General features: G+C 37.5%; 20 protein-coding genes. 1 reads left to right on the top strand and 19 read right to left on the bottom strand.

The features are described from left to right. Positions 1-35: 35 nt before the first annotated feature. The 5 genes from nusG to RT41_RS03045 form a co-directional block, all read right to left on the bottom strand. Positions 36-593 (bottom strand): transcription termination/antitermination protein NusG, encoded by a 558-nt coding sequence (gene nusG / locus RT41_RS03065; protein ID WP_096817392.1) that lies wholly within the window; start codon positions 591-593, stop codon positions 36-38. Positions 594-776: 183 nt separating this feature from the next. Then, on the bottom strand, positions 777-968 hold the full coding sequence (gene secE, locus RT41_RS03060; protein WP_096817390.1) for a preprotein translocase subunit SecE: 192 nt from the start codon (positions 966-968) through the stop codon (positions 777-779). Between the two features lie 39 nt (positions 969-1,007). Then, a complete protein-coding gene (rpmG, locus tag RT41_RS03055) occupies positions 1,008-1,157 on the bottom strand; it encodes a 50S ribosomal protein L33 (protein ID WP_096817388.1) in 150 nt (49 codons plus the stop codon). 102 nt (positions 1,158-1,259) lie between these two features. Continuing rightward, positions 1,260-3,086: an acyltransferase family protein gene (locus tag RT41_RS03050; RefSeq protein ID WP_096817386.1), complete on the bottom strand. Its 1,827-nt coding sequence runs from the start codon at positions 3,084-3,086 to the stop codon at positions 1,260-1,262. Positions 3,087-3,185: 99 nt separating this feature from the next. Then, positions 3,186-5,393, bottom strand: coding sequence for a PBP1A family penicillin-binding protein (locus tag RT41_RS03045; RefSeq protein WP_096817383.1), 2,208 nt, complete (start codon positions 5,391-5,393; stop codon positions 3,186-3,188). A gap of 225 nt (positions 5,394-5,618) precedes the next feature. Here RT41_RS03045 and RT41_RS03040 point away from each other — a divergent pair, with 225 nt between their 5' ends. Continuing rightward, on the top strand, positions 5,619-6,488 hold the full coding sequence (locus RT41_RS03040; protein ID WP_096817381.1) for an RluA family pseudouridine synthase: 870 nt from the start codon (positions 5,619-5,621) through the stop codon (positions 6,486-6,488). On the opposite strand, the gene RT41_RS03035 is transcribed toward RT41_RS03040, so the two are convergent. The 14 genes from RT41_RS03035 to rseP all read right to left on the bottom strand — a co-directional run bounded on the left by RT41_RS03035 (position 6,441) and on the right by rseP (position 21,270). Continuing rightward, positions 6,441-7,250 carry a metal ABC transporter permease gene (locus tag RT41_RS03035; RefSeq protein WP_096817379.1) on the bottom strand — a complete coding sequence of 270 codons (810 nt, stop codon included), beginning with the start codon at positions 7,248-7,250 and terminating at the stop codon, positions 6,441-6,443. The genes RT41_RS03040 and RT41_RS03035 overlap by 48 nt on opposite strands. After that, positions 7,243-7,962 carry a metal ABC transporter ATP-binding protein gene (locus tag RT41_RS03030; RefSeq protein WP_054639169.1) on the bottom strand — a complete coding sequence of 240 codons (720 nt, stop codon included), beginning with the start codon at positions 7,960-7,962 and terminating at the stop codon, positions 7,243-7,245. The genes RT41_RS03035 and RT41_RS03030 overlap by 8 nt, the downstream gene beginning before the upstream one ends. Before the next feature lie 131 nt (positions 7,963-8,093). Next, positions 8,094-8,936 carry a metal ABC transporter solute-binding protein, Zn/Mn family gene (locus RT41_RS03025; RefSeq protein WP_096817377.1) on the bottom strand — a complete coding sequence of 281 codons (843 nt, stop codon included), beginning with the start codon at positions 8,934-8,936 and terminating at the stop codon, positions 8,094-8,096. Further along, positions 8,933-9,370 carry a zinc-dependent MarR family transcriptional regulator gene (locus RT41_RS03020; protein ID WP_096817375.1) on the bottom strand — a complete coding sequence of 146 codons (438 nt, stop codon included), beginning with the start codon at positions 9,368-9,370 and terminating at the stop codon, positions 8,933-8,935. The genes RT41_RS03025 and RT41_RS03020 overlap by 4 nt, the downstream gene beginning before the upstream one ends. A gap of 86 nt (positions 9,371-9,456) precedes the next feature. After that, a complete protein-coding gene (locus RT41_RS03015) occupies positions 9,457-9,714 on the bottom strand; it encodes a hypothetical protein (RefSeq protein ID WP_054639170.1) in 258 nt (85 codons plus the stop codon). Between the two features lie 23 nt (positions 9,715-9,737). Next, positions 9,738-10,166, bottom strand: coding sequence for a competence type IV pilus minor pilin ComGF (gene comGF, locus RT41_RS03010; RefSeq protein WP_054639171.1), 429 nt, complete (start codon positions 10,164-10,166; stop codon positions 9,738-9,740). Then, positions 10,150-10,446 carry a competence type IV pilus minor pilin ComGE gene (comGE, locus tag RT41_RS03005; RefSeq protein ID WP_143467340.1) on the bottom strand — a complete coding sequence of 99 codons (297 nt, stop codon included), beginning with the start codon at positions 10,444-10,446 and terminating at the stop codon, positions 10,150-10,152. The genes comGF and comGE overlap by 17 nt, the downstream gene beginning before the upstream one ends. After that, a complete protein-coding gene (gene comGD / locus RT41_RS03000; protein WP_143467339.1) occupies positions 10,418-10,861 on the bottom strand; it encodes a competence type IV pilus minor pilin ComGD in 444 nt (147 codons plus the stop codon). The genes comGE and comGD overlap by 29 nt, the downstream gene beginning before the upstream one ends. Further along, positions 10,809-11,114, bottom strand: coding sequence for a competence type IV pilus major pilin ComGC (gene comGC, locus RT41_RS02995; RefSeq protein ID WP_096817369.1), 306 nt, complete (start codon positions 11,112-11,114; stop codon positions 10,809-10,811). The genes comGD and comGC overlap by 53 nt, the downstream gene beginning before the upstream one ends. 13 nt (positions 11,115-11,127) lie before the next feature. Next, positions 11,128-12,075, bottom strand: coding sequence for a competence type IV pilus assembly protein ComGB (comGB, locus tag RT41_RS02990; RefSeq protein ID WP_245811579.1), 948 nt, complete (start codon positions 12,073-12,075; stop codon positions 11,128-11,130). Next, positions 12,068-13,042 (bottom strand): competence type IV pilus ATPase ComGA, encoded by a 975-nt coding sequence (gene comGA / locus RT41_RS02985; RefSeq protein WP_096817364.1) that lies wholly within the window; start codon positions 13,040-13,042, stop codon positions 12,068-12,070. Before comGA ends, comGB begins: the two co-directional genes overlap by 8 nt. An 83-nt stretch (positions 13,043-13,125) precedes the next feature. Then, positions 13,126-18,039 (bottom strand): PolC-type DNA polymerase III, encoded by a 4,914-nt coding sequence (locus RT41_RS02980; RefSeq protein WP_096817362.1) that lies wholly within the window; start codon positions 18,037-18,039, stop codon positions 13,126-13,128. A 72-nt stretch (positions 18,040-18,111) separates the two neighbouring features. Beyond that, the gene (locus RT41_RS02975) at positions 18,112-19,962 is read right to left on the bottom strand and encodes a proline--tRNA ligase (RefSeq protein WP_096817360.1); all 1,851 of its coding nucleotides are present in this window, start codon (positions 19,960-19,962) and stop codon (positions 18,112-18,114) included. Positions 19,963-20,010: 48 nt separating this feature from the next. Next, positions 20,011-21,270: an RIP metalloprotease RseP gene (gene rseP / locus RT41_RS02970; protein ID WP_096817358.1), complete on the bottom strand. Its 1,260-nt coding sequence runs from the start codon at positions 21,268-21,270 to the stop codon at positions 20,011-20,013. Positions 21,271-21,289 lie beyond the last annotated feature (19 nt).

The following is a 21,289-nucleotide window of genomic DNA, read 5'->3' as shown; positions in this document are numbered from 1 at the left end:
AAAAAAGGCCCAAGTTTAATCAAGGCCCTTTACATTTATTCTGTAATTTCTTCGATCTGGTGCATATCAAGCTCAACTGGTGTTTCGCGACCAAACATATCAACAGTCAAAGTCAATTTATCGCCATTGATAGCTGTAATTGGAGCTTCGAAACCAGAGAAGGCACCGTCAACAATGCGAACTCGTTTACCCACAAAGACTTCAAAGTCGACTTCCCGGACCATTTGTCCCATGCCAACTAAAATTTCATTGATTTCTTCTTCAAAAAGGGGAGTTGGTTTAGATCTATTCCCATGTGAACCTACGAAACCAGTAACGTTTGGTGTATTACGAACGATAAACCAAGCTTCATCAGTCATATTCATTTCAACCAGAATGTAACCGGGGAAAAGATTTTCTTCAACATCTTTCATCTTACCATTAACTTCTGTACGGATCGTTTCCGTTGGAATTTCAACGCGTAAAATGTTATCTGACATATTATAAAGTTGAGCGCGATCTAAAAGATCTTCTTTAACTTTTTTTTCATAGCCAGAATAAGTTTGAATGACGAACCAACCTTGGTCCAAATTTACAGTAGCATTTTCATCCATTATGATTTACCTCTTATTTTGTTTTATTATTGCAATTTTTTGTAAAAGAAAAAGGGGATTCCCCTCACTTCTCTTTCATTATACCATATTTTCGCATGATTGGAATAATTTATCTGAAATTTAGGAAAAATTCATCAAAAAATTATTGCAAAATTCAATTCTGCAATCGTAATTGAACCAATATTATTTAAGCAATGGCAAAAGATGGTTAACGGCTGCTGTAATTCCGTTTTTGCTGATCCAGTCAAAAATCATAATGAATACCAAAAAGAAAGCTGTATATTCAATAACTGAGAAAAAATCACGAATCGACTGTTGGCGTGTTGGCCATGTCGTCAATTTCATTTCTTCAATGATTCCTTTAATAAATTTCATTTTTTGTTCCTGTCTTTTAGGTTAATCACCTAAATCTTATTATCGTGTTTCTTTATGTAATGTATGTTTGCCACAAGTCTTACAAAACTTTTTAACTTCAATTCGTTTGTCTTTTGTATTACTTGACAAATTCAGGGTGTAGTTACGTGAACCACACTCAGTACATGCTAATCCTGCTTTTTTAATCATATCTAGTCTCCATTCTATCAAAATATTTAATAAATCGCAAGAAATCCAAGGATTTATTTAGTTTACCAAATAAAATTTAGCAGGAACAAGTCCCGCTAAATTTTAAAATTGATGTGTCATACTTTTAGCCACCAAGGTTGTGTATTCAATCGCTCCCTCTCCTTGTGGATGAATGAGGTCAGAATAAAACCAGGAAGGATTATTTGTAGATGCTTTATTCCAATCAATAATCGTTAAGTCTTTATTTGACTTCGCTGCCTGAGTAAGTTGTTTGTTATTGACTGACATCCAAGGCTTATTTGGTGCTTGGATATTAACCCAGTAAATCGGTTTTCCTTGCGAAAGTGACAAAATTTTATTAATGTAATCAGTCCCACCATAGGTCAAAAGGCCATTTGTTCCAAGTGCTACTAAAATTGCATCAGCATTCTTTACATCATCAGCATGATCCTGCAAATATTTTGCACCACTTGAAACTTGTTCCCCTACTGTTGCATTTATACTCATACTAGGAAACATTTCTTTCAAATTAGTTGATGCTGCAATCATAACTGAGTCTCCGACAGCAATAATTTTCATTTTACTTGCTTTTTCGGCTACAATTGGTTGGACACTATACTTACTAGCCACTGTTTTGAGCGGTAAACTGACTTTTGCATTTGCAACTTTTTGCTGTTCTTTAAACAGAACTTCTTGTTGCGCCAAAATCTTTTGTTGCAAAATCTCTTGGTCCCTTGGTGATGCTGGGGAAAATACGATAAGTCCTAAAATAGCAACGAAAATTAAAACAAGTCCTGACTGTATCAATTTCCTTCTTGTTTTCCATTCCCCACCAGTGACAAAACGGTGAACAATTTCCATAATATTTGAATAATCAAATTTCTGGGCAGGAATTTCAACAAAACGATAAGACAATTCAGCGAGTCCTACGATAAGTGCTAATTGCCACAAAATATTATACCAAGCAAAAGGTTCAAGGAGTTTTGCCTCGGCTAATGCAAATACAGGAAGTTGCCATAGATAAATCCCTAACGAGCGTTTGCCGACATAATCAAAAACTGGATTTGAAAAAATTTTATTAGCAATCAAAGCTGGATGGGCAATTAAAGCAATTAAAACCATTGAAACAAGACTGATCAACCACATCCCACCATAATAAGTAACTGCCCCCTCAGCAGGCATATAAATATACGAAACTAAGAGGATAATAATAGCAGATACGGTCAATACGAGTCCAAGCCGCTGACCCTTACGGTTCACTTTGCTCGAGAGCTTATTAATCGGCCAAATGAATGCCAGACTTGCTCCCATCATGAGACTGAAAAATCGAGTATCCGTCCCATAATAAACGCGAGTTGGGTCAGCTCCTGGTACAAATAGAATTGCCATTAAGAGAACCGAAACAAATGTTAAGCCGCATGTGATGAAGAAGATTTTCCCTTTATTTTTTACATACTTCAAAAGAATAAGGAGGAGAACGGACCATAAAATGAAAAATTGTCCCTCAATCGAAAGATAGTAAATATGTTTGAAAGGCGAAGCTCCAACAATATTTGCGAAGTATGAATTGCCTTGCTCAATTTGCCACCAGTTTTGAACTGAAAAAAGACTTGAGAAGAATTCTGATCGTAGTCCCTGAAGTAAGTTCCGTTGAAAAAATAACAAGTACGGTGTCACTACAAAGAACACGGCAATCAGTGTCGGATAAATCCTTTTAATTCGTCGGCCAAGAAATTTCAAAATATTTATGGTCTGTGTTTTTTGATATTCATTAAGTAAAGAATTAGTGACGAGGTACCCCGATAAGACAAAGAAAAGAACGACCCCAAGAAACCCACCTTTTATCGTGGTGGGGAAAAGATGATAAAGTATTACAGCAAGAACACCAAGTGTTCTGAGTCCGTTAAATCCCGTGATATAACGTTTCATTTTCTTATTTACTTCCTTCTAAATCATAAAGCTATCTTTTGTGTCATATTTGTCACACTCTTGTCTTTATTTTATCATATTTTTTTAGATTTTATCGACTTAATTCTTAAATAAATCTGTAATTTTTTCCCATGTTGTTTTCGCTGTATTTTGAATGTCTTTAATAGTCTGATCGAAACTATTTGTACCTGATTTGCTTGAACTTGACGAGCTTGATTCTGGCGTATTACCTGTCGTGTGAGCAACTGCTTGTTCTGACGACACAATATTATCCTGAAGCTGTCTTTGATAGGTGTAATATGGAACTCTAGGCGATATTCCGCTCATCACATAAGGATTCTCTACCTTAAATGCTGTTCCTGTCGTGTAGGGCAACAAATAGGATGCTGCCTGCCGGAAAATAACAGAGGTCTGTCCTTCAGATGTTCCAGTTAGTTTGTAAATCGTTTGATTTGGATTAGGGAAACCAACCCACAAGGCCATGACTAAATCAGGTGTATAACCTACTACCCATTGGTCAACGTTTTCATTCGTTCCAGTCTTGCCAGCCATCGTATAACTCTTAGGTGCAGCATTGTAGGCTGACCCATTTGTAAAAGTCCCGAGCATCATTTGAGTCATCTTATCTGCTGTATCTTTGGAAATCACACGTTTTGTAGTCACATTCGCCGTTTTTATTACTTGCCCTGACGCATTCTCAATTTTTGTGATCAAATGAGCAGATTTCATCACTCCATCATTTGCAAACACTTGATAAGCTTGAGCCATTTGCCAAGGGTTCGTTTCGATTCCTGAACCCAATGCATTTGTTAAATCGGTACTATTGACTGTAATGCCAAATTCTTTTCCTTTAGCATTACCAATTGATGGTCCAATGGTTTTGTAAGTTTCCACTGCAGGAATATTATATGAATTTGCTAATGCTTGATAAAGTGGTACTTCACCTGCCCAAGTTCCATCAGCCTCCGTCGGAGCCCAATCACCAAATGTAGTTGCTACATCATCCACTATTTTATTAATTGACCAACCTGCTTCTATAGCAGGGGTGTAAACAATGAGCGGTTTTATAGCCGAACCAGGCGAACGTTTTGCCATCGTTGCGTAATTAAATCCTGAAAAAGCATTTGAGCTGGAGGTATCAACATTGCCAACGAGTGCTTCAACAGCGCCTGTTTTAGGTTCAATTGCCACAGAAGCTGATTGAACATACGTCCCATCAGAAGCTTGAGGGAAGAGACTCAGATTGCTATAAGTGTTTTGCAAGCCTGTTTGCATATTTTGATCCATGCCAGTGTAAATCTTATAGCCATTGTTCATAATTTCTTGCAAGGTCAAGCCATACTCACTCTCAGCCTCAGAAATCACTGCATTGTAGTAGCTTGGATACTTATAAGAACTATCTTGCGATTTGTAGTTATCTTTGACTTGTGCTAACAAATCAACCTTCATATATTTATCGGCATCCGCTTGCTTAAGATAGCCCGCGTTCACCATATTTTGAAGAACTGTGTTGCGACGGTTTATTGCATACTTCCCTTTTTGATATAAAGGGTTATAAATTTCTGGTCCTTTAAGCATCCCCGCAAGTGTTGCTGCTTCATCCACAGTAACTTGACTGGCATGAACACCAAAATATTTTTCTGAGGCATCTTCAATTCCCCAGACCCCATTACCAAAATAGGAATTATTCAGGTACATGGCTAATATTTCATCTTTACTATAATGTTTATTTATTTCGAGAGCCAAAAAGAATTCTCTTGCTTTTCGGTCGATTGTTTGAGCTTGGCTCAAATAAGCATTTTTAGCTAACTGCTGCGTAATGGTTGAGCCTCCACCAAAGTGCCCAAATGTAAGAATAGCCAGTGCAAAACGTTGAACATTGACACCGTGATTACTGTAAAATGTTCGGTCTTCTGTAGCAATAACGGCGTCCTTTATATTGGTCGAAACTTGGTCCAATTTAATGGTTGTCCCTTTCTGACCATAAAGTACACCGGCAGTCGTCCCATTTTTATCGATGATTTGAGTTTGCGCTGTAATTGAACTTTGCAAGACCTTCACATTGGCCGTTTTCGCCAAATAGAACAAATATGAACCAATTCCGACAACGGCCAAAAGAACAAAAATAATCAATATTTTTGTTAGATTATATTTCTTCCAAAATCTTTTAATTGGCCGCATCATTTTGGCAAATTGTGTTTTCGGTTCTGCGATTTTATCTTCTACATTTTCTTCCGGTCGTTTGATGAGTTCTTTCTTTGATTTTTGACTTTTCGAACGCCGACTAAAATTTTGATTTTCAGACATTGTTTTTCCTTAAATTAAAATGTTTAGAGTCCTTTTTTCAATTTCTTGAAATAAATAAATGCTCTACGATGTTTTTGGACCAAGGATTCAATTTTTACCAGTTTATTAATGTGAATTTATTCTTCACGATTCTATTATACTTTTTATTACGTTTCCTGTCACACCTTAAAAAATTGAGTTATCCGCTTATTCTATCAAATTTATCTTTGTGATACAATATATTTTATGGAATTTAACTTTATTTTACCAAAAAATTTCAAAGCACAAAGCGTTAAGCATTTGCTTGAAGAAACCTGGATGGTCCCCCGTAAGCAACGTTATTTTTTGCATCAAAAAAAACACTTTTGGGTCAATGATGAACTCGTTTCAGAAGAAAAAATAGTTGTCAGTGCTGACAAAATAAAAATTATATTTGACATAGAAGATTTTAAATCTCTTGAGGTCGCTTATGGGCAATCTAGTTTTGCAGAAATTTTATTTGAAGATGAACATTTTGTCATAGCCAATAAACCTGAGGGAATGAAAACTCACCCGAATATACCAGGCGAGTTAGCTTTGCAAAATCATGTAGCGGCTGCCGTTAATCAGCCTGTTTACGTCGTGCACAGACTCGATGAATTAACTTCTGGTGCTGTTTTATTTGCTAAAAATCAGTTTGTACTGCCAATTCTAGGGAAAATGTTTGAAGATAATTTGATTCACCGTGAATATGTTGCCCTTGTACACGGTCATTTTAATGATAAAACATTTACCATCCATGAACCAATCGGAAAAGACAGACATGACAAGCGTAAACAAGTCGTTTCTAAAAGTGGCAAGGATGCAATCACCCATGTGTCCGTCTTATCCGATTTCAAAAGAAAAAGCCTGATCAAAGTTACCCTTGACACAGGCCGTACCCATCAAATCCGTGTTCACTTGTCATCACTGACACATCCGATTGTGGGAGATCAACTCTATGGTTCTGACAAAAATGAGTCTCGACTGATGCTTCACGCACGTCAACTTACTTTTCTAAATCCATTTACTGCTGAAGAAATCAGTGTTTCAGCGACGAGCCAGACTTTTGATACCAGATGTCAGCAAGAAAAGTAAAATTAATATCAATGTAATGGCAGCAGAGGCTGGTGCATCCATATAATATGATGCAATAAGCCCTGTATTTAAGCCAATAAAGCTGATAATGACTGACAAGGTAAGCACTGACTTAAATGACTTCCCAAGTCGCATCGCAATTGATGCAGGAAGCACCATAATCGCTGATACAAGTAGGGCCCCCGCTGCTGGAATCATCAAGGCAATAGCAATACCAGTAACAATGTTAAAAGCAATAGAAATCCAACGCACAGGTAAGCCATCAACATAGGCAGTGTCTTCATCAAAAGTCATGACATAAAGCGGACGTAAAAAGAGAGAGAATCCAATAAGGACAAGCATAGCCATCACAAATAGCATAATAACTTGTGTTACCGAGATGGTAATTAATGAACCAAATAAATATTGTTCAAGGCTGACATTTGTTGCACCTTTTGATGAATTCAGAATCAAGAGCGCGATGGCAAGTCCTGCAGACATTAAAATTGCCGTTGCAATCTCCATGTAATCCTTATAAATTGTACGCAAATATTCTAAGAATATTGCGGCTAAAACGACAACGATTAAAGTTGTAATTGTTGGATCCCAACTCAATAAAATCCCAAAAGCAACACCTGCGAGTGAAACATGTGATAAGGTATCAGACATTAAACTTTGACGTCTTAATACAAGGAATACACCAAGTAGAGGTGAAAAAATAGAGATGGCCGTGGCCGCGAGAAGGGCATTCCGCATAAAGTCATAATTTAATAAATCAAGCATGCTGAACTTCTCCTTTCACATTTTGTTCACGATCTGTATGCAAGTCAAAGCAAGCAAATTTGCCATTTTGGTCTTTGAAAAGATGAATATTGCGATCTGCATACTCTTTTACTTCTTCTGGGTCATGGGTGACCATCAATACGCTCTTTCCGTGTTTATGAGCAGCGTGATGCATCAAACGATAAAAGTCAGCCGAGGAGACATCATCCATTCCTGTTGTTGGTTCATCCAAAATGAATAAGTCTGGGTCTGAAGCAAACATGCGAGCAATCGCAATTCTTTGTTTCTGTCCACCTGAAAGCTCACCAATTCGGTGATCCCTGTATTCCCACATTCCGACGGCTTCGAGTGATGTTTTCACGTGTTCTTCATCATGAGCGTTCAACTTTTTAAACCAGCCCCGACGTGGATAACGTCCACTTGTTACAAATTCTTTCACTGAACTTGGAAATCCCGCATTGAAACTTGCCACTTGTTGAGGCAAATAGGCAATTCGCAAAGGTTCCCCTCGTGTGTTCTTCTTGGAAATTGTGACTTTTCCCCGTTTGGGTTTCAAAATTCCAAGAGTTGTTTTAATTAATGTAGACTTAGCTGCCCCATTTTCCCCAGTCAATGTGACAAATTCACCAGATTCAATAGAGTAACTAATGTCCTCCAGTACTGGTTCTCTATCGTAATAAAATGTCAAATTTTCAACATCAATGTATCTCATTTTGATTCCTTCATTATAATTAAAAAGAAAAGCCCTCGAATAACTTTTAAACGAGGACTTTAAGGAGTTTTATGAAAAGATTTTTAGGAAGAACTTAATTATATTGCCATTTCCTTAAAATTTCCTTAAAATTATTTAATCGTTTTTTGTAAAGATTTTAAATTTTCTTGCATGATTGTCAGGTAATTATCGCCTGCCTTTTTTTGTGCATCGGATAACCCCTCAACTGGATTAATCACTAGGAGTGAAGCTCCAGCTGATTTTGCTAATGTTTCAGCAATTGCACTGGTTGAATTATCTTCAAAATAGACATGTTTCAAACCGGCTTTTTCCATTTCTGATTTCAGCGTTGCAAGCGCGCTTGCTGATGGTTCTGATTCAGGATCAAGCCCTGTAATCGCAATTTGCTTCATACCATAATCACGCGCCAAATAAGAGAATGCCTCATGTTGAGTGATAAATACTTTTTGCTTAGCATCCTTCAATGTATCAAATTCCGCATCCAATTTTTTTAATTTTGTAAGATATGCAGAGGCATTTTTTTCAAAATCACTTTTATATTGTGGAAAAACGTTTGATAGTTGATCAGCGATGTATTGAACTTCCAGAATTGCTTCCTTTGGGCTTACCCATGTATGAGGATCCCCAGCTATTTTAGTTACCGGAGTTGATGCTTCGATTTTAGCTTCTTTTCCTTGAGCATTTTTTACCCATTTTTCCAAATCATCAGAATTATATATAATTACCTTTGCAGCGCTCATTGTAGCCATATCTTTGGCACTGGGTTCATAGTCATGCACTTCTTGATTTGATGGAACGATATTTTTGATTTCGACTTTATCACCAACAATAGCTTTAGTAAATTCATACATTGGTTCAAAACTCGTTATAATTTCAGGTTTTGCAGTCGACTTTTGACAAGCAGTCAAGACAAATAAAACTGTCAACAAGGGAATTAGCAACCATTTTTTCATTCGAATACCTCTGTCAATGCTGACAAGAAACGTTGAATCGTTTTTTGTTCGTCACCATTATAATCTTTCATTAGTTCTTTATACGTCTCAAGTGTTTTACTATGGTGTTTTGCGTGTTCTTGCGCAATGGGCAATGCTTTATCCGTCAAGCTCCATATAATAACTCGCTCATCACTCTGAATTTTACTCGGCATAATAAGTTCCTGTAATTGTAGCTTTTTAATCGCTTTTGTAACTGCTGCTGGTGAAATATTCAGATTGGAAGCAATTTTTGCATTCGTTGACGTATCATTAGCAAGAATCATCAAGATATGCTCTTGTGTACTTGTCAATTGTTCACCCGACTCGCATTTGCCCAATAGAACTTCATGTTTATTTTCAGCAAACTGAGTAATCTTACTCAACATTTGATCAATTTGATTCTCTAGATTCAAATTTCTTGTCCCCCTCATTTAGTTTACTGGTTAAGTATATCTTAAAATTAAAATAATGTCAACTGGTTAACATTATTTTTCTAAATTTATTTATGTTTAAAAATAAAAGTTCTACCTGAATTCAGCTGAACCTCATAATTTGTCACTTGCCCTATGACCGACAACACTACCCTTCCATCATTAAAATGGTACGTTCCATTCCCATTACCATTTTTATTCTGAACAAGAACAACCATTGTCTCTGCCTTTAAGCGGTCCCTTTGCTCAACAAGTTGCCTTTTTGCTGTCAATTCACAGCTCAAAACAAATTGTAATAAGAGGCCGAAAATTAAGGAGATTAGCAAAGTGTAAATGAGAATTCCTGCTTTTACCCGTTTTTTTCTAAAAAAAGATACAAAAATTCGCGAGTTCCTCCTTTCTGGAAATTGACCGTAATTTTAACAAGTTTATCATTTTCAGAGATCTTTGCTGACTGAAGATGATAGAGCATTGGTTGATAGCCTTTCCCCTGCCCATCTGTTTTACGAAAATCACTTCCCATAAATCCATAGCGAATTGTTTTATCTCCACTCACATATAAAAAATTATCTTCGACTTTAATTAATTTATCTTCCTGAAGCTCGGCACGCATCTGCTCACAAAATATTTGCCAATCAGTGTCCGTATTTGAACTTTGAAAAATAAATTGTGTGCGTAAAAATTTTGTCAATGCAAAGATGACCAAAACTGATTGGGAAATGACTAAGAGTGCCAGACATGTTTCAATTAAAGAGAAGCCTCTAATCTTTTTCTTCAAATCTCATGAGCTCCTTTCCCGCTGATTTTATTAAGATATTATTATTTTCATAATAAATATCAATGCACACCCCATTTATTGATAATTTTTGTTGACCAGTCTGAATTGCCATTTGAGCAACATTATATGTTTCAATTTGTTGAACCAATTCCCTATTTTCTTGATGACTTTTGGTGACTGCTGACAAAACAACGGTGACTAAAATTGTTAATAAGCTTATTGAAATCAAACTTTCCATCAATAGATATGCTCTAATTGATCGTTTTCTTATATTTGCCACTTCCCATCTCCATTTGATAAATAATCGTTTTGTTTTCTGGTAATATATTAATATTTATCCTAGTTAAACTAGAATTTCCCCCTTTATCATTAAAGGTAACAACAAATTCACTCATTTGGATATCATCTGGCACAGAAAAGTGAGAATAATCATTAGATAGAATTTTATTTTTTACACGTAAAGTTTGAGGTTGCCCTAAAATTGTAGCATCTGTTTGTGTTGAGTGATACATTTTCTCAAATTCCAGAATAAATAACTCATTCTTCACAAGTTTTACCGTTTTTGACAATGATGATGAAAATAGCCCCAAAATAAAACCTGTGATAAAAAGGACTAGAAGTGCTTCTAACAAGGTAAATCCTTTAATCTGGGACGGTACGATTTTCTTGTTTATTTTGTTTGTAATATTCATCATAATTCTCTGCCTGTTTTTGAGTTATCATATTATTTGCCATAAGTTCATTCAAGGTTGCAGTGCTAGTATGGTCAAGTTCATACATTTGGGCTTGCGACTCAACCACTTTTACGACAGCTGTTTGTCCCGTTTTCTGAACCGTTCCTTTTTCTTTCATCAGATTTGGAACAAATAATAGAATCAATATACTGATAATCGCTAATACAACAAGCATTTCAATGAGTGTAAATGCACGTACTTTCTTTTTTCTCATCTCTCTCTCCTTTTTATATCATCTTATTCATATTTGAATAAATTGGTAGTAACATCGCGGCGTAAAGCAAGATAATCATTAAAGCAATAAAGACAAAAACTAACGGTTGAATAAACTGAATCGCTCGATCGATTTTTATGAAAAATTGTTCCCAACATTCATCAGCATAAATTCCCAATTCTAAGCCTAACTTATCTTTTAATTCGCCATATTCAATCATCAATGCGAGTTCATGATTAAAAAATGATAATTGACTGACCGAGCTTTCAAAACTTTCACCCGCATTGAGTTTTTTTGACAAAAATTCTCCAACTTCTCTAAATAATGGGTTTGTTTGTTGACCCATTATCTTAAAAATCAAATTCAACTCGACTCCTTGTGCTATTAAATTACCCCATTCTCTTGCAAAATAGCCCGTTTGAAAGAGCAAGATATACGACGAAAGAATAGGGATTTTCGACCACAAGCACGCGCCGAATACAGCTGATTTATTCTTCAGTAACAGCCTCGACATCACAATAAGCAATAGAATCATTACTGAACTTATGAGAAAAAATATTGGAAAATGAGTGATTAGTGAGGTAGCAAAATTACTGCTGCCATCTGAAATTTGTGGCAGTAAGTAATTCTTTAAACCAAGCATGATTCCGACTAAAAGTCCAATTAAAATAAGCGGATAGAGCATTACTCCAATTAATTTCTTTTGAACGCTAAGTGACTTGCGTACGTTTTGTTCAACTAATTTTAAAGTCCCACATAAATCGCCATGCTGTTCAGCAAGTCCTATCTGCGTAACGACCGAACTAGAAAAATTCAATTGTTCTAATATTTTAGCCAAGGTTTCACCATTTGCGAGTCCTTCGCGCATTTTTTCTACAAATACTTCTGGCATTAATTCTGAACGCGATAAAAACTCGGTGACTTCACCTATATGAAAGCCATTGGACAATAGATTACTCATCAATTGAATTAATTTTGCTTGGCGCGATAGACTTAATTTTTTCTTTTTGAAGTTGAGTATGTGTGAGATGTCCTTCTTCAAATAAGTTCTGCATTTTTTCATTCCATCGCTGATTTTGCCAACTGGCAAATTGACTTTGAGCAATTTCAATAACCCCCTTTCCTCCAATTAGACGTTGATAAATTACACTTTGAAGTGAATTATCCAATTCTTCTTTACTTAATCCTAATTCAACAAGCCTTGCCCAAACTCCCTGAACCGACCGAGCATGAACCGTTGAAAAAACGGTGTAACCAGTTAGGCTAGCCTGCAAAACAGCATGGGCTGTTTTACTGTCACGGATTTCTCCTACGATAAGTAATTCTGGCCGATGTCGCAAGGAAAGTTTAATCAAGGCATCATAATCATTCCCAATGACCTGATTAACTTGTAATTGAATAAAATTAGAATTGACCAGTTCAACCGGGTCTTCAACCGTCAAAATTTGTTGATCTGCAAATTCACGAGCTGCTATATCAAACATAAGCGACGTTTTTCCTGAACCAACCGGTCCTGCGAAAAGGTGTAGCCCTCGACCGACCGATAATCGATCCAATCTGTCTTGTGCATCGAACCAAAAACTAAGTTTCTGCTGTTTATCATGTAAAAGTCTAATGACGAGTGATTCGTTCCCATCAAAATCTCTAACCGTGGACAAACGTAGCCTTCTTTGCTTGTCTGAATCGTAGTTGTACCAACAAGAACCCAGTTGAACACGTCTTTTTTCACCCACATTTATTCCTGCAATAAATTTGAAATGAGCAATAAGTGCATGCCCTTCTGCTTGATTAACCTCTTTAATACAATCCCTTCGCGCATTACCCTTGAAGTAAATGCGATAAGATTTTCCTGAATATTGAAAAGTAACATCATAAACTCCCTGCTCAACTGCCATTTGAATTATTTTTTTTGCTTGTTCTTGTACCATACTTATTAATACGTTTTTAGTTTTGAAATGTCACAAATAATAAAAAATCTCTCGCCATAACTGACAAGAGATTTTATTTTTTATTAAAATAGATCATCAAACAAACTCAATTGATTATCCTCAGGTAGGCCTTTTAGAACTCCCATATTGTCTAGCGTATCAACAATGGTTTGCGAAACACCCCCGCGTTTGCGGAGCTCCATCTTGCTGAGAAATTCGCCGTCTTTACGAGCCTCAACAATTTGTTTGGCGACATTTTCGCCTAGACCGTCCATTGTAACAAACGGTGGAATTAGGGTATCACCATCAATGACAAAGTCAACTGCATCGGAGCGGTAGAGGTCAATTTTACTAAATTTAAATCCACGCTCAAGCATCTCATTTGTTAACTCAAGTGTTGTTACCAGGGCAGTTTCAGTATTTGAAGCATCAAAACCTTTATCCTTGATTTCTTTCATCTTGGCCTTAACGGCTTCGAGGCCTGCTCCCATTACACCCAAATCAAAGGCTGTTGCTCGAATTGAGAACCAAGCACAATAATAATTAATTGGTTGATGTACTTTGAACCATGCAATTCGGAGTGCCATCATGATATAAGCAGCCGCATGAGCTTTGGGGAACATGTATTTGATTTTTGAACACGATTCAATATACCATTCAGGAACATCATGAGCACGCATTTCTTCAATGTAATGTTCACGCTCATCTGCTGAAATTTTATTCCACATTCCTTTACGAACACGTTCCATAATTGTAAATGCAAGTCCGTTTTCAAGTCCTTTATGAATCAAATAGACCATGATATCGTCACGGCAACCAATTACGGTCGATAGGTCTGCGATACCCGAACGAATTAAATCTTGTGCATTGCCAGACCATACATCGGTTCCATGTGATAATCCAGAAATTTGAAGGAGATCAGCAAACGTTTTTGGCTTTGCTTCGGCTATCATATTCATCGAAGTAAAAGTGCCCATTTCTGGTATCCCTAGTGTTCCCAGGGTTACGCCATTCAACTGTTCTGGTGTCACACCAAGACTTTCAGTTGAGGTAAAAATTTTATAGACCGCAGGGTCATCCATAGGAATGTCTTGGGGAACGATACCAGATAAACTTTGCAGTTTTCGAATCATTGTCGGATCATCATGTCCAAGAATATCAAGCTTCAAAATGTTGTCATGGATGGCATGGAAATCAAAGTGAGTTGTTTTCCATGTCGCATTAACATCATCAGCTGGGAATTGTACTGGGGAAAAATCATATACATCCATATAAGATGGAATAACAATAATCCCGCCTGCGTGCTGACCAGTCGTCCGCTTCACCCCAGTTGCCCCCATTGCTAATCGGTCTACTTCAGCATTACTATAATATTGATCATAATCTCGTGCATAGCCTTTTACAAAACCAAAGGCAGTTTTATCTGCAACAGTTCCGATTGTTCCCGCACGAAAAGCATAGTCCTCGCCGAAAATATCTCTAACATCCAAATGGGCAAAGGGTTGATCATCTCCAGAAAAGTTCAAATCAATATCAGGTACCTTGTCTGCTTTAAATCCCAAAAATGTTTCAAAAGGAATATTATGGCCATCTTTTTTGAGCATATGACCACAATTGGGACAAGTTTTATCTGGCATGTCGTATCCTGAGCCAACTTCTCCATCATCATGAACTTCGAAATATCGACATTCTGGGCAAACATAATGAGGAGGCAGAGGATTTACCTCGGTAATCCCAATCATTGTTGCTACAAGTGAGCTTCCGACGGAACCCCGTGATCCAACAATATAGCCCCGTTTGTTAGATCGAAATACAAGTTCCTGAGCAATAATATAAATTACAGAGAAGCCATTACCAACGATTGACCTTAATTCACGTTCCAAACGTGCATCAATTAAATCAGGCAACGGATTTCCATAGAGTTCATGCGCTTTTTCATAGGCTAGACGAACAATACGTTCTTCTGACCCCTCACCACCTTCAAATGTCATTATAGGTGTATAAAGATCATCACGTACAGGAATCAGCGTATCAAAACTATCTGCCATAAGGTTTGTATTTGTTACAACAACTTCAAGAGCAGTCTTTTCGTCCAAGAAACTGAAAGCTTTAAGCATTTCATCTGTTGTACGGAAATGTGCCTCAGGAAGTGGCAAAGGTTTGGCATGCTCTCCATGCCCTTGTGTCCAGTTAATTTCAGCTCCGGGGCCAAGTGAACGCACAATAATTTCACGATAGATTGCGTCCTCTGGATTCAAATAATGAGAATTTCCAGTGGCTAAAACAGGCTTACCTAACGTTTTACCCACCTTTATTAAATCTTTAATGGTCTGTTCTACTTCTTTTTCGTTTTTAAAATTACCACCAACCACGAGGGCACGATATAGTGCTGGTGGCATTATTTCAATAAAGTCATAAAATTTAGCAATTTCAAGCGTTTCTTCAAACGTTTTATTCATTATGGCATCGAAAACTTCTCCGACCTCACAGGCCGATCCTACTACAATCCCTTCGCGATGGGCCTGCAAGACTGAACGAGGAATTCGTGGGACACCTGCAAAATAATTAACATTTGAGTAAGAGACCAGTTTAAAAAGATTTTTTAAACCTTCTTGTGTCTTGGCATATAATGTCATGTGTTTCGGGCGAACTTTTTTGTAACTGTCCTCCGCCACTAATTTTGCGTTCAAGTCTAATAATGACGTCCAATTTAAATCACGAATATCGCGCAACTCAATTAAAAAGCGCCAGAGTAAGCGTGCTGTTGCTTCCGCATCCGAGTCTGCTCTATGGTGTGCAGCTCCAAGGTCGATTTGAAATTTCTTCGTCAATTGTCCGAGTCCGAAACGCTTCATTTCGGGAAACAAATTACGGGCGAATTCAAGTGTATCAATAACCGGCTGGCTAATAGTAGGCAAACCATTGCGTTGATAATTCATGTTCATGAATCCAACGTCAAATGTTGCGTTGTGAGCAACCAGGATTGAACCTTCACAGAATTTTTGAAAAGCAGTTAAGACTTCATATAAAGGTTTTGAGTTCTTGACGTCATCGTCGGTTATTCTTGTGAGTTCTGTTGTAAATTCGCTCAAGCGATAGCCCGGATTCAAAAATTCAACAAACTGGTCGATCGGATTCCCTTTGTGCATTTTTGTTGCCGCAATTTGAATCAAATCATTATGAACAGCAGAAAGTCCTGTTGTCTCTACGTCAAATACAACATAAGTGGAATCATACATATCCATGTCAGCTTCGTTATAGACAATCGGAATCTTATCTTCAACAAGATTAGCTTCTACGCCGTAAAGGATTTTTACGCCTAATTTTTTTCCCATTTGGTGTGCATGAGGAAACGATTGTAGTCCGCCGTGATCAGTAATAGCAACAGCTTTATGCCCGAATTTGTGGGCTAACTTTACTAAATCTTCAGGGGTCGGAATTGCATCCATTTGGCTCATGTGTGTATGTGCATGAAATTCGACACGTTTTACTTCTGCTTTGTCCTCACGAATATTCTGTGTTGGAATCTCTATGAAGTCATTTAACTGCAAGGTTAGATCATTTTTAAAGGTATCCCGTTGAACATTCCCACGAACACGGCACCAAAGGCCTGCTTTAATTTGTTTAGCTAGCGCAACTTCTTCATCTCCACGGACCCACTTTTGGATGTAGAAACTTGAGGTGTAATCGGTCATTTCAAATTCAAGCAGATAATTGATGTTTCCCGTTTTGCGAGATTTAATTTCACGCAATTCTGATTTAAAAATATATCCTTCAAAAACAACTGGGCCATTCGTTGAGAATTCATTTATCGAACGCATCGGGGTAATGGGTTCATTATTTTTGATTTCACGTCCCAATTGGATCTTGTCCGATTTGACAGCTTGAATTTGGAGGCTAACCCGATCCGAATTATTTTTTGGTTCAATCTGGACAACTGCATTCGCTGTCATGACTAAATCATCTTTATACTTGTCGTGTTCAATATTTCCTTGTACTCGTAACCAAAGCCCATCAGTACTGATTAGAGAAAAATCTTCGTCATCTGCTTGGCTGCTGGTATTCGAATTCTGGACTTGTTTAATAATTTGATCAAATTGAGCAATTTCATCTTCTTTTCTTCCCCATTTAGAAATTAGGAAGGTCGAAGTTTCATCAGCCATTTTCAACTCCAAAATATGGTTTGTTTTAGTGCCATCTTTGCTTTGAAATTCACGATGACTGGCCTCAAAAACATAACCTTCGAAAATCACACCTGTTCCTTCACCAGAAATAAAGGCCATTGAAGTAATCGGACTTTGACCAGAAATTTTACGACCGAATGAAATCCCATCTGACAGTGCTGTTTCGACAAATTCTGGTTTGTCAGAACTGACATATTCAGTTTCTTTCTTTTCTGCTCGAAGCTTTTTTTGAGACTCCACTTGCTGCTGCTCGACAGCTGCTTTTGCCACACTATGATTGACTTTTTCTTCATGTTTAGCTTGAATTTGCTCTGTCAACTGCTCGTCAACCATTGGACGAAGGACAATTTTTCCAAAACCAAAATCAGCGAATTTTTCTTCCATCTGAGGAAAATAGTTTTTCACAAAGCGGTCCAGTTGGGGATTATCTTCAACCATCAAATTAATTTGTTCGCCATTTAATACGATATGATATTTTTTAAATATACTTGCGAATGAAGTCTCTGAAAATTCCGGTAGGGTCAAAATATATTGAAAATAATCGTTCAAAAGTTGTTCTTCAAGATGAGTTTCTTTCACCTTTACCTTAATTTCGGTTCGAGCGATTGTTGCAAATGATGCCGATGTCAATTCTGACAGTAATCGATAAGCATTCACTGGCAAAATTTCTGAAAAATGCAGCTGAAAAACCCAAAACTTACGTTCTGTATGAACTTGCACTTCTTCAATTTCTGCCGTTTGAAAAAGGGCCTGCTCACGCCATTCCCGTGGCAGCTTAATCTGATCCATCAATTTTTCAAAAAGATTTTCCATGATTTAATAATCCTTTAATCTGAAACACCTGTCAGAGCTGACAGGTGTATAATTTTTTACTTTAACTTTGAATTATTTATTCAAAATTTCGATTGTGTTGACAAGTTCATCTTTGTTGATTTCAATTACTTCACTTGTTGCACGAATCTTCACTTCAACAATACCTTCAGCAGCTTTTTTACCAATTGTAACTCGGACTGGAAGCCCAATTAAATCACTATCCGCAAATTTGACACCCGCACGTTCATTCCGGTCATCAACTAAGACTTGATAACCCTTCGCACGAAGTTTTTCTTCAAGTTCATGTGTCAAATCCATTGCTGCTTCGTCTTTAATATTAACAGGGACCAGATGAATATCATAAGGTGCCAATTCTTTAGGGAAATTAATTGACCAACTGTATTTATATTCCCCTTTTGGTGTTTTTTCGACATAGATGCGAGCAAATTGTTCCAGAACGGCCGACAATAAACGACTTACACCAATTCCGTAACATCCCATGATGATTGGTATAGCTTTACCATTTTGATCAAGTACTTTTGCATTCATGCTGTCAGAATAACGGGTTCCAAGTTTAAAAATATGCCCAATTTCAATTCCTTTAGCAAATTTTAAAGTTCCGCGTCCATCTGGTGAAATTTCACCTTCATTTACCGTTCTCAAATCAACATATTCTGTCACTTCGAAATCACGTCCAATATTAGCATTAATATAATGGAAACCATCTTCATTCGCACCGACAATTGCGTTCTTCACTAATTCAACTTCACGGTCTGCCAAGATTTTTACATCTTTGATACCAACAGGACCAAGCGAACCAAAATGAGCTCCTGCAAGTTTTGCAACATCTTCTTCAGTAGCTGGATCAAGGAAATCAGCACCTAAGAAATTGGTCAATTTAACTTCATTTAATTGGTCATTTCCGCGGAGCAAGACTACCACAAGTTCGCCATCTGCGTTGTATACCAATGTTTTGATTGTTGTTGAAGGCTCAACATCCAAAAATTCTGCAACTTCATCAATTGTTTTTGCCCCTGGAGTTGCTACTTTTTCGAGTTCAAGTGTTTCAGTGTAACTTGCTGTTTTTTCAAACAAACTTGAAGCCATTTCAATATTGGCAGCATAATCACCACCTTCAGCATAAACAATTGTATCTTCACCTGCAGTTAACCAGTTACTCAATTCACTTTGAATATCTTCTATAGTCGTTGCTGGAATTTCATCCATTGATTCGATATTTTTACTTAGCACAAGCCATTTGCTCAAATCCGTACGGTCTGCCGTGATTGCCATAAATTCTTGGCTATCTTTTCCGCCCATTGCACCACCGTCACCAATGATCCCTTTAAAATCAAGACCGGCACGTGTAAAGACACGTTCATAGGCGTGTTTGTAGTCTTCATAAGTTGTGTCCAAACTATCATAATCAGCATGGAATGAATAGCCGTCTTTCATAATAAATTCACGACCGCGTAGCAAACCATAACGTGGACGTTTTTCATCACGATATTTCGTTGCAATTTGATAGATATTTAAGGGTAATTTCTTATATGAAGTAATCTCATCACGGATCAATGCAGTCATTGTTTCTTCGTGCGTTGGGCCAAGAATGAAATCTGATGCATCACGGTTTTTCAACTTGTACAAGTCTTCTCCATAAGTATCATAACGACCTGATTCACGCCACAAATCTGCTGTTAAAAGTGTAGGTGCCAACAATTCAACAGCACCAATTTCTTCAAATTCTTCGCGCATAATATTTTTTAATTTTTCCAAAACGCGATTCGCAAGTGGTAGATAGGCGTAAATTCCTGCTGATACTTGGCGGACATAACCTGCTCGGACAAGTAGTGCATGACTGATAACCTGAGCATCGGAAGGCATTTCACGAAGCGTAGGAATGAGCATTTTTGATTGTTTCATTTTTATTTTCCCTTTTAATAATAAATTCGATTACGAATAATTTGTTCTTTATTTGATAAATAAACGCATGATATCATTCCATGTGACTGCGATAAATAGTGCAAACATGAATACCACACCAATCATCGTGATGATTGATTCTTTTTCTTGTGAAAGTGGTTTTCCTCTTACTGCCTCAATCAAATTAAGTACAATTTTACCGCCATCAAGGACTGGAATCGGTACTAAATTGACCAAGCCGAGATTGATGGAGAGCATCCCCAAGAAGTAAATGATCATGACAAGGCCACCTTGTGCAGCTTGACCACTCATTTGATAAATGGCAACAGGGCCACCTAAATCGTTGAGAGATGGGCGCGTTATCAAGTCTTGCAATGCTCTCAAAATTAGAGTGAACATTTGACCAGCTTGAGTAAACCCACCTGTTATTTTGTCCCAGAATCCAGTTTTTAAAGTTTGGGTAATCCCCAGACGATAAGCACCATTCATTTTTTTAGGTTGAACTTCGACTATTTTTTCTTGACCAGAGCGCACAATTGTCAAATTCAACTTCTTTCCATCCGACGATTGAATTTGTTTGACAACATCATTCCATGTACTTGTCATTGTGCCATTGACCGCTTTAATTTCATCATGAGCTTTCAATCCAGCAACATAAGCGGGCGTATTTTCTTGAACTTGACCGATGTTGTTCACTTGGCTTGCCACGCCACCTTGCATAAAAGTAACGATGATAAAGGCAACCACACCCAAGATAAAGTTATTGAGTGGCCCAGCAAAATTGGTCAAAATCTTGCCAATGACACTCGCAGATTGATATTGAACATCACGGGGAGCAATCCGTACCTCTGTACCATCTTCTTCGATAATTGTTGCATCATGGTCAACAGAGTAGCGTTTAATCTCGCCAAAAACCTCACCCTCGATATACAAATCATCTTCGAAGTCATAATTCGTTACGAGCATTGGAACTGAATTTTCAAGCGCCACACGCTCTGACAAATTAATACGCTTAACAATGGGAAGATCTGTATCTGTCGAGACAACTAATGAAGCTGGTTGTCCCTTTTTAATTTCAGTTTTGTCTTCGCCCCAGCCAGCCATACGAACATAGCCACCCACGGGAAGGATACGAATGGTATAAAAAGTACCGTCTTTTGCCTGATGCGTAAAAATTTTCGGTCCCATTCCTACCGAGAACTCACGTACCAATATGCCTGCGCGTTTGGCCCACCAAAGATGCCCATATTCATGCACAACTACGATAACACCAAAGACGAAGATAAATGTTATGAGCGTTTCAAACAATAAAATTCTCCTTTATTTT

This window comes from Lactococcus fujiensis JCM 16395, assembly GCF_002441655.1.
Classification (GTDB): domain Bacteria; phylum Bacillota; class Bacilli; order Lactobacillales; family Streptococcaceae; genus Lactococcus; species Lactococcus fujiensis.
The sequence above is the reverse complement of the archived record's forward strand: the minus strand, read 5'-3'. Positions and strand labels throughout refer to the sequence as shown.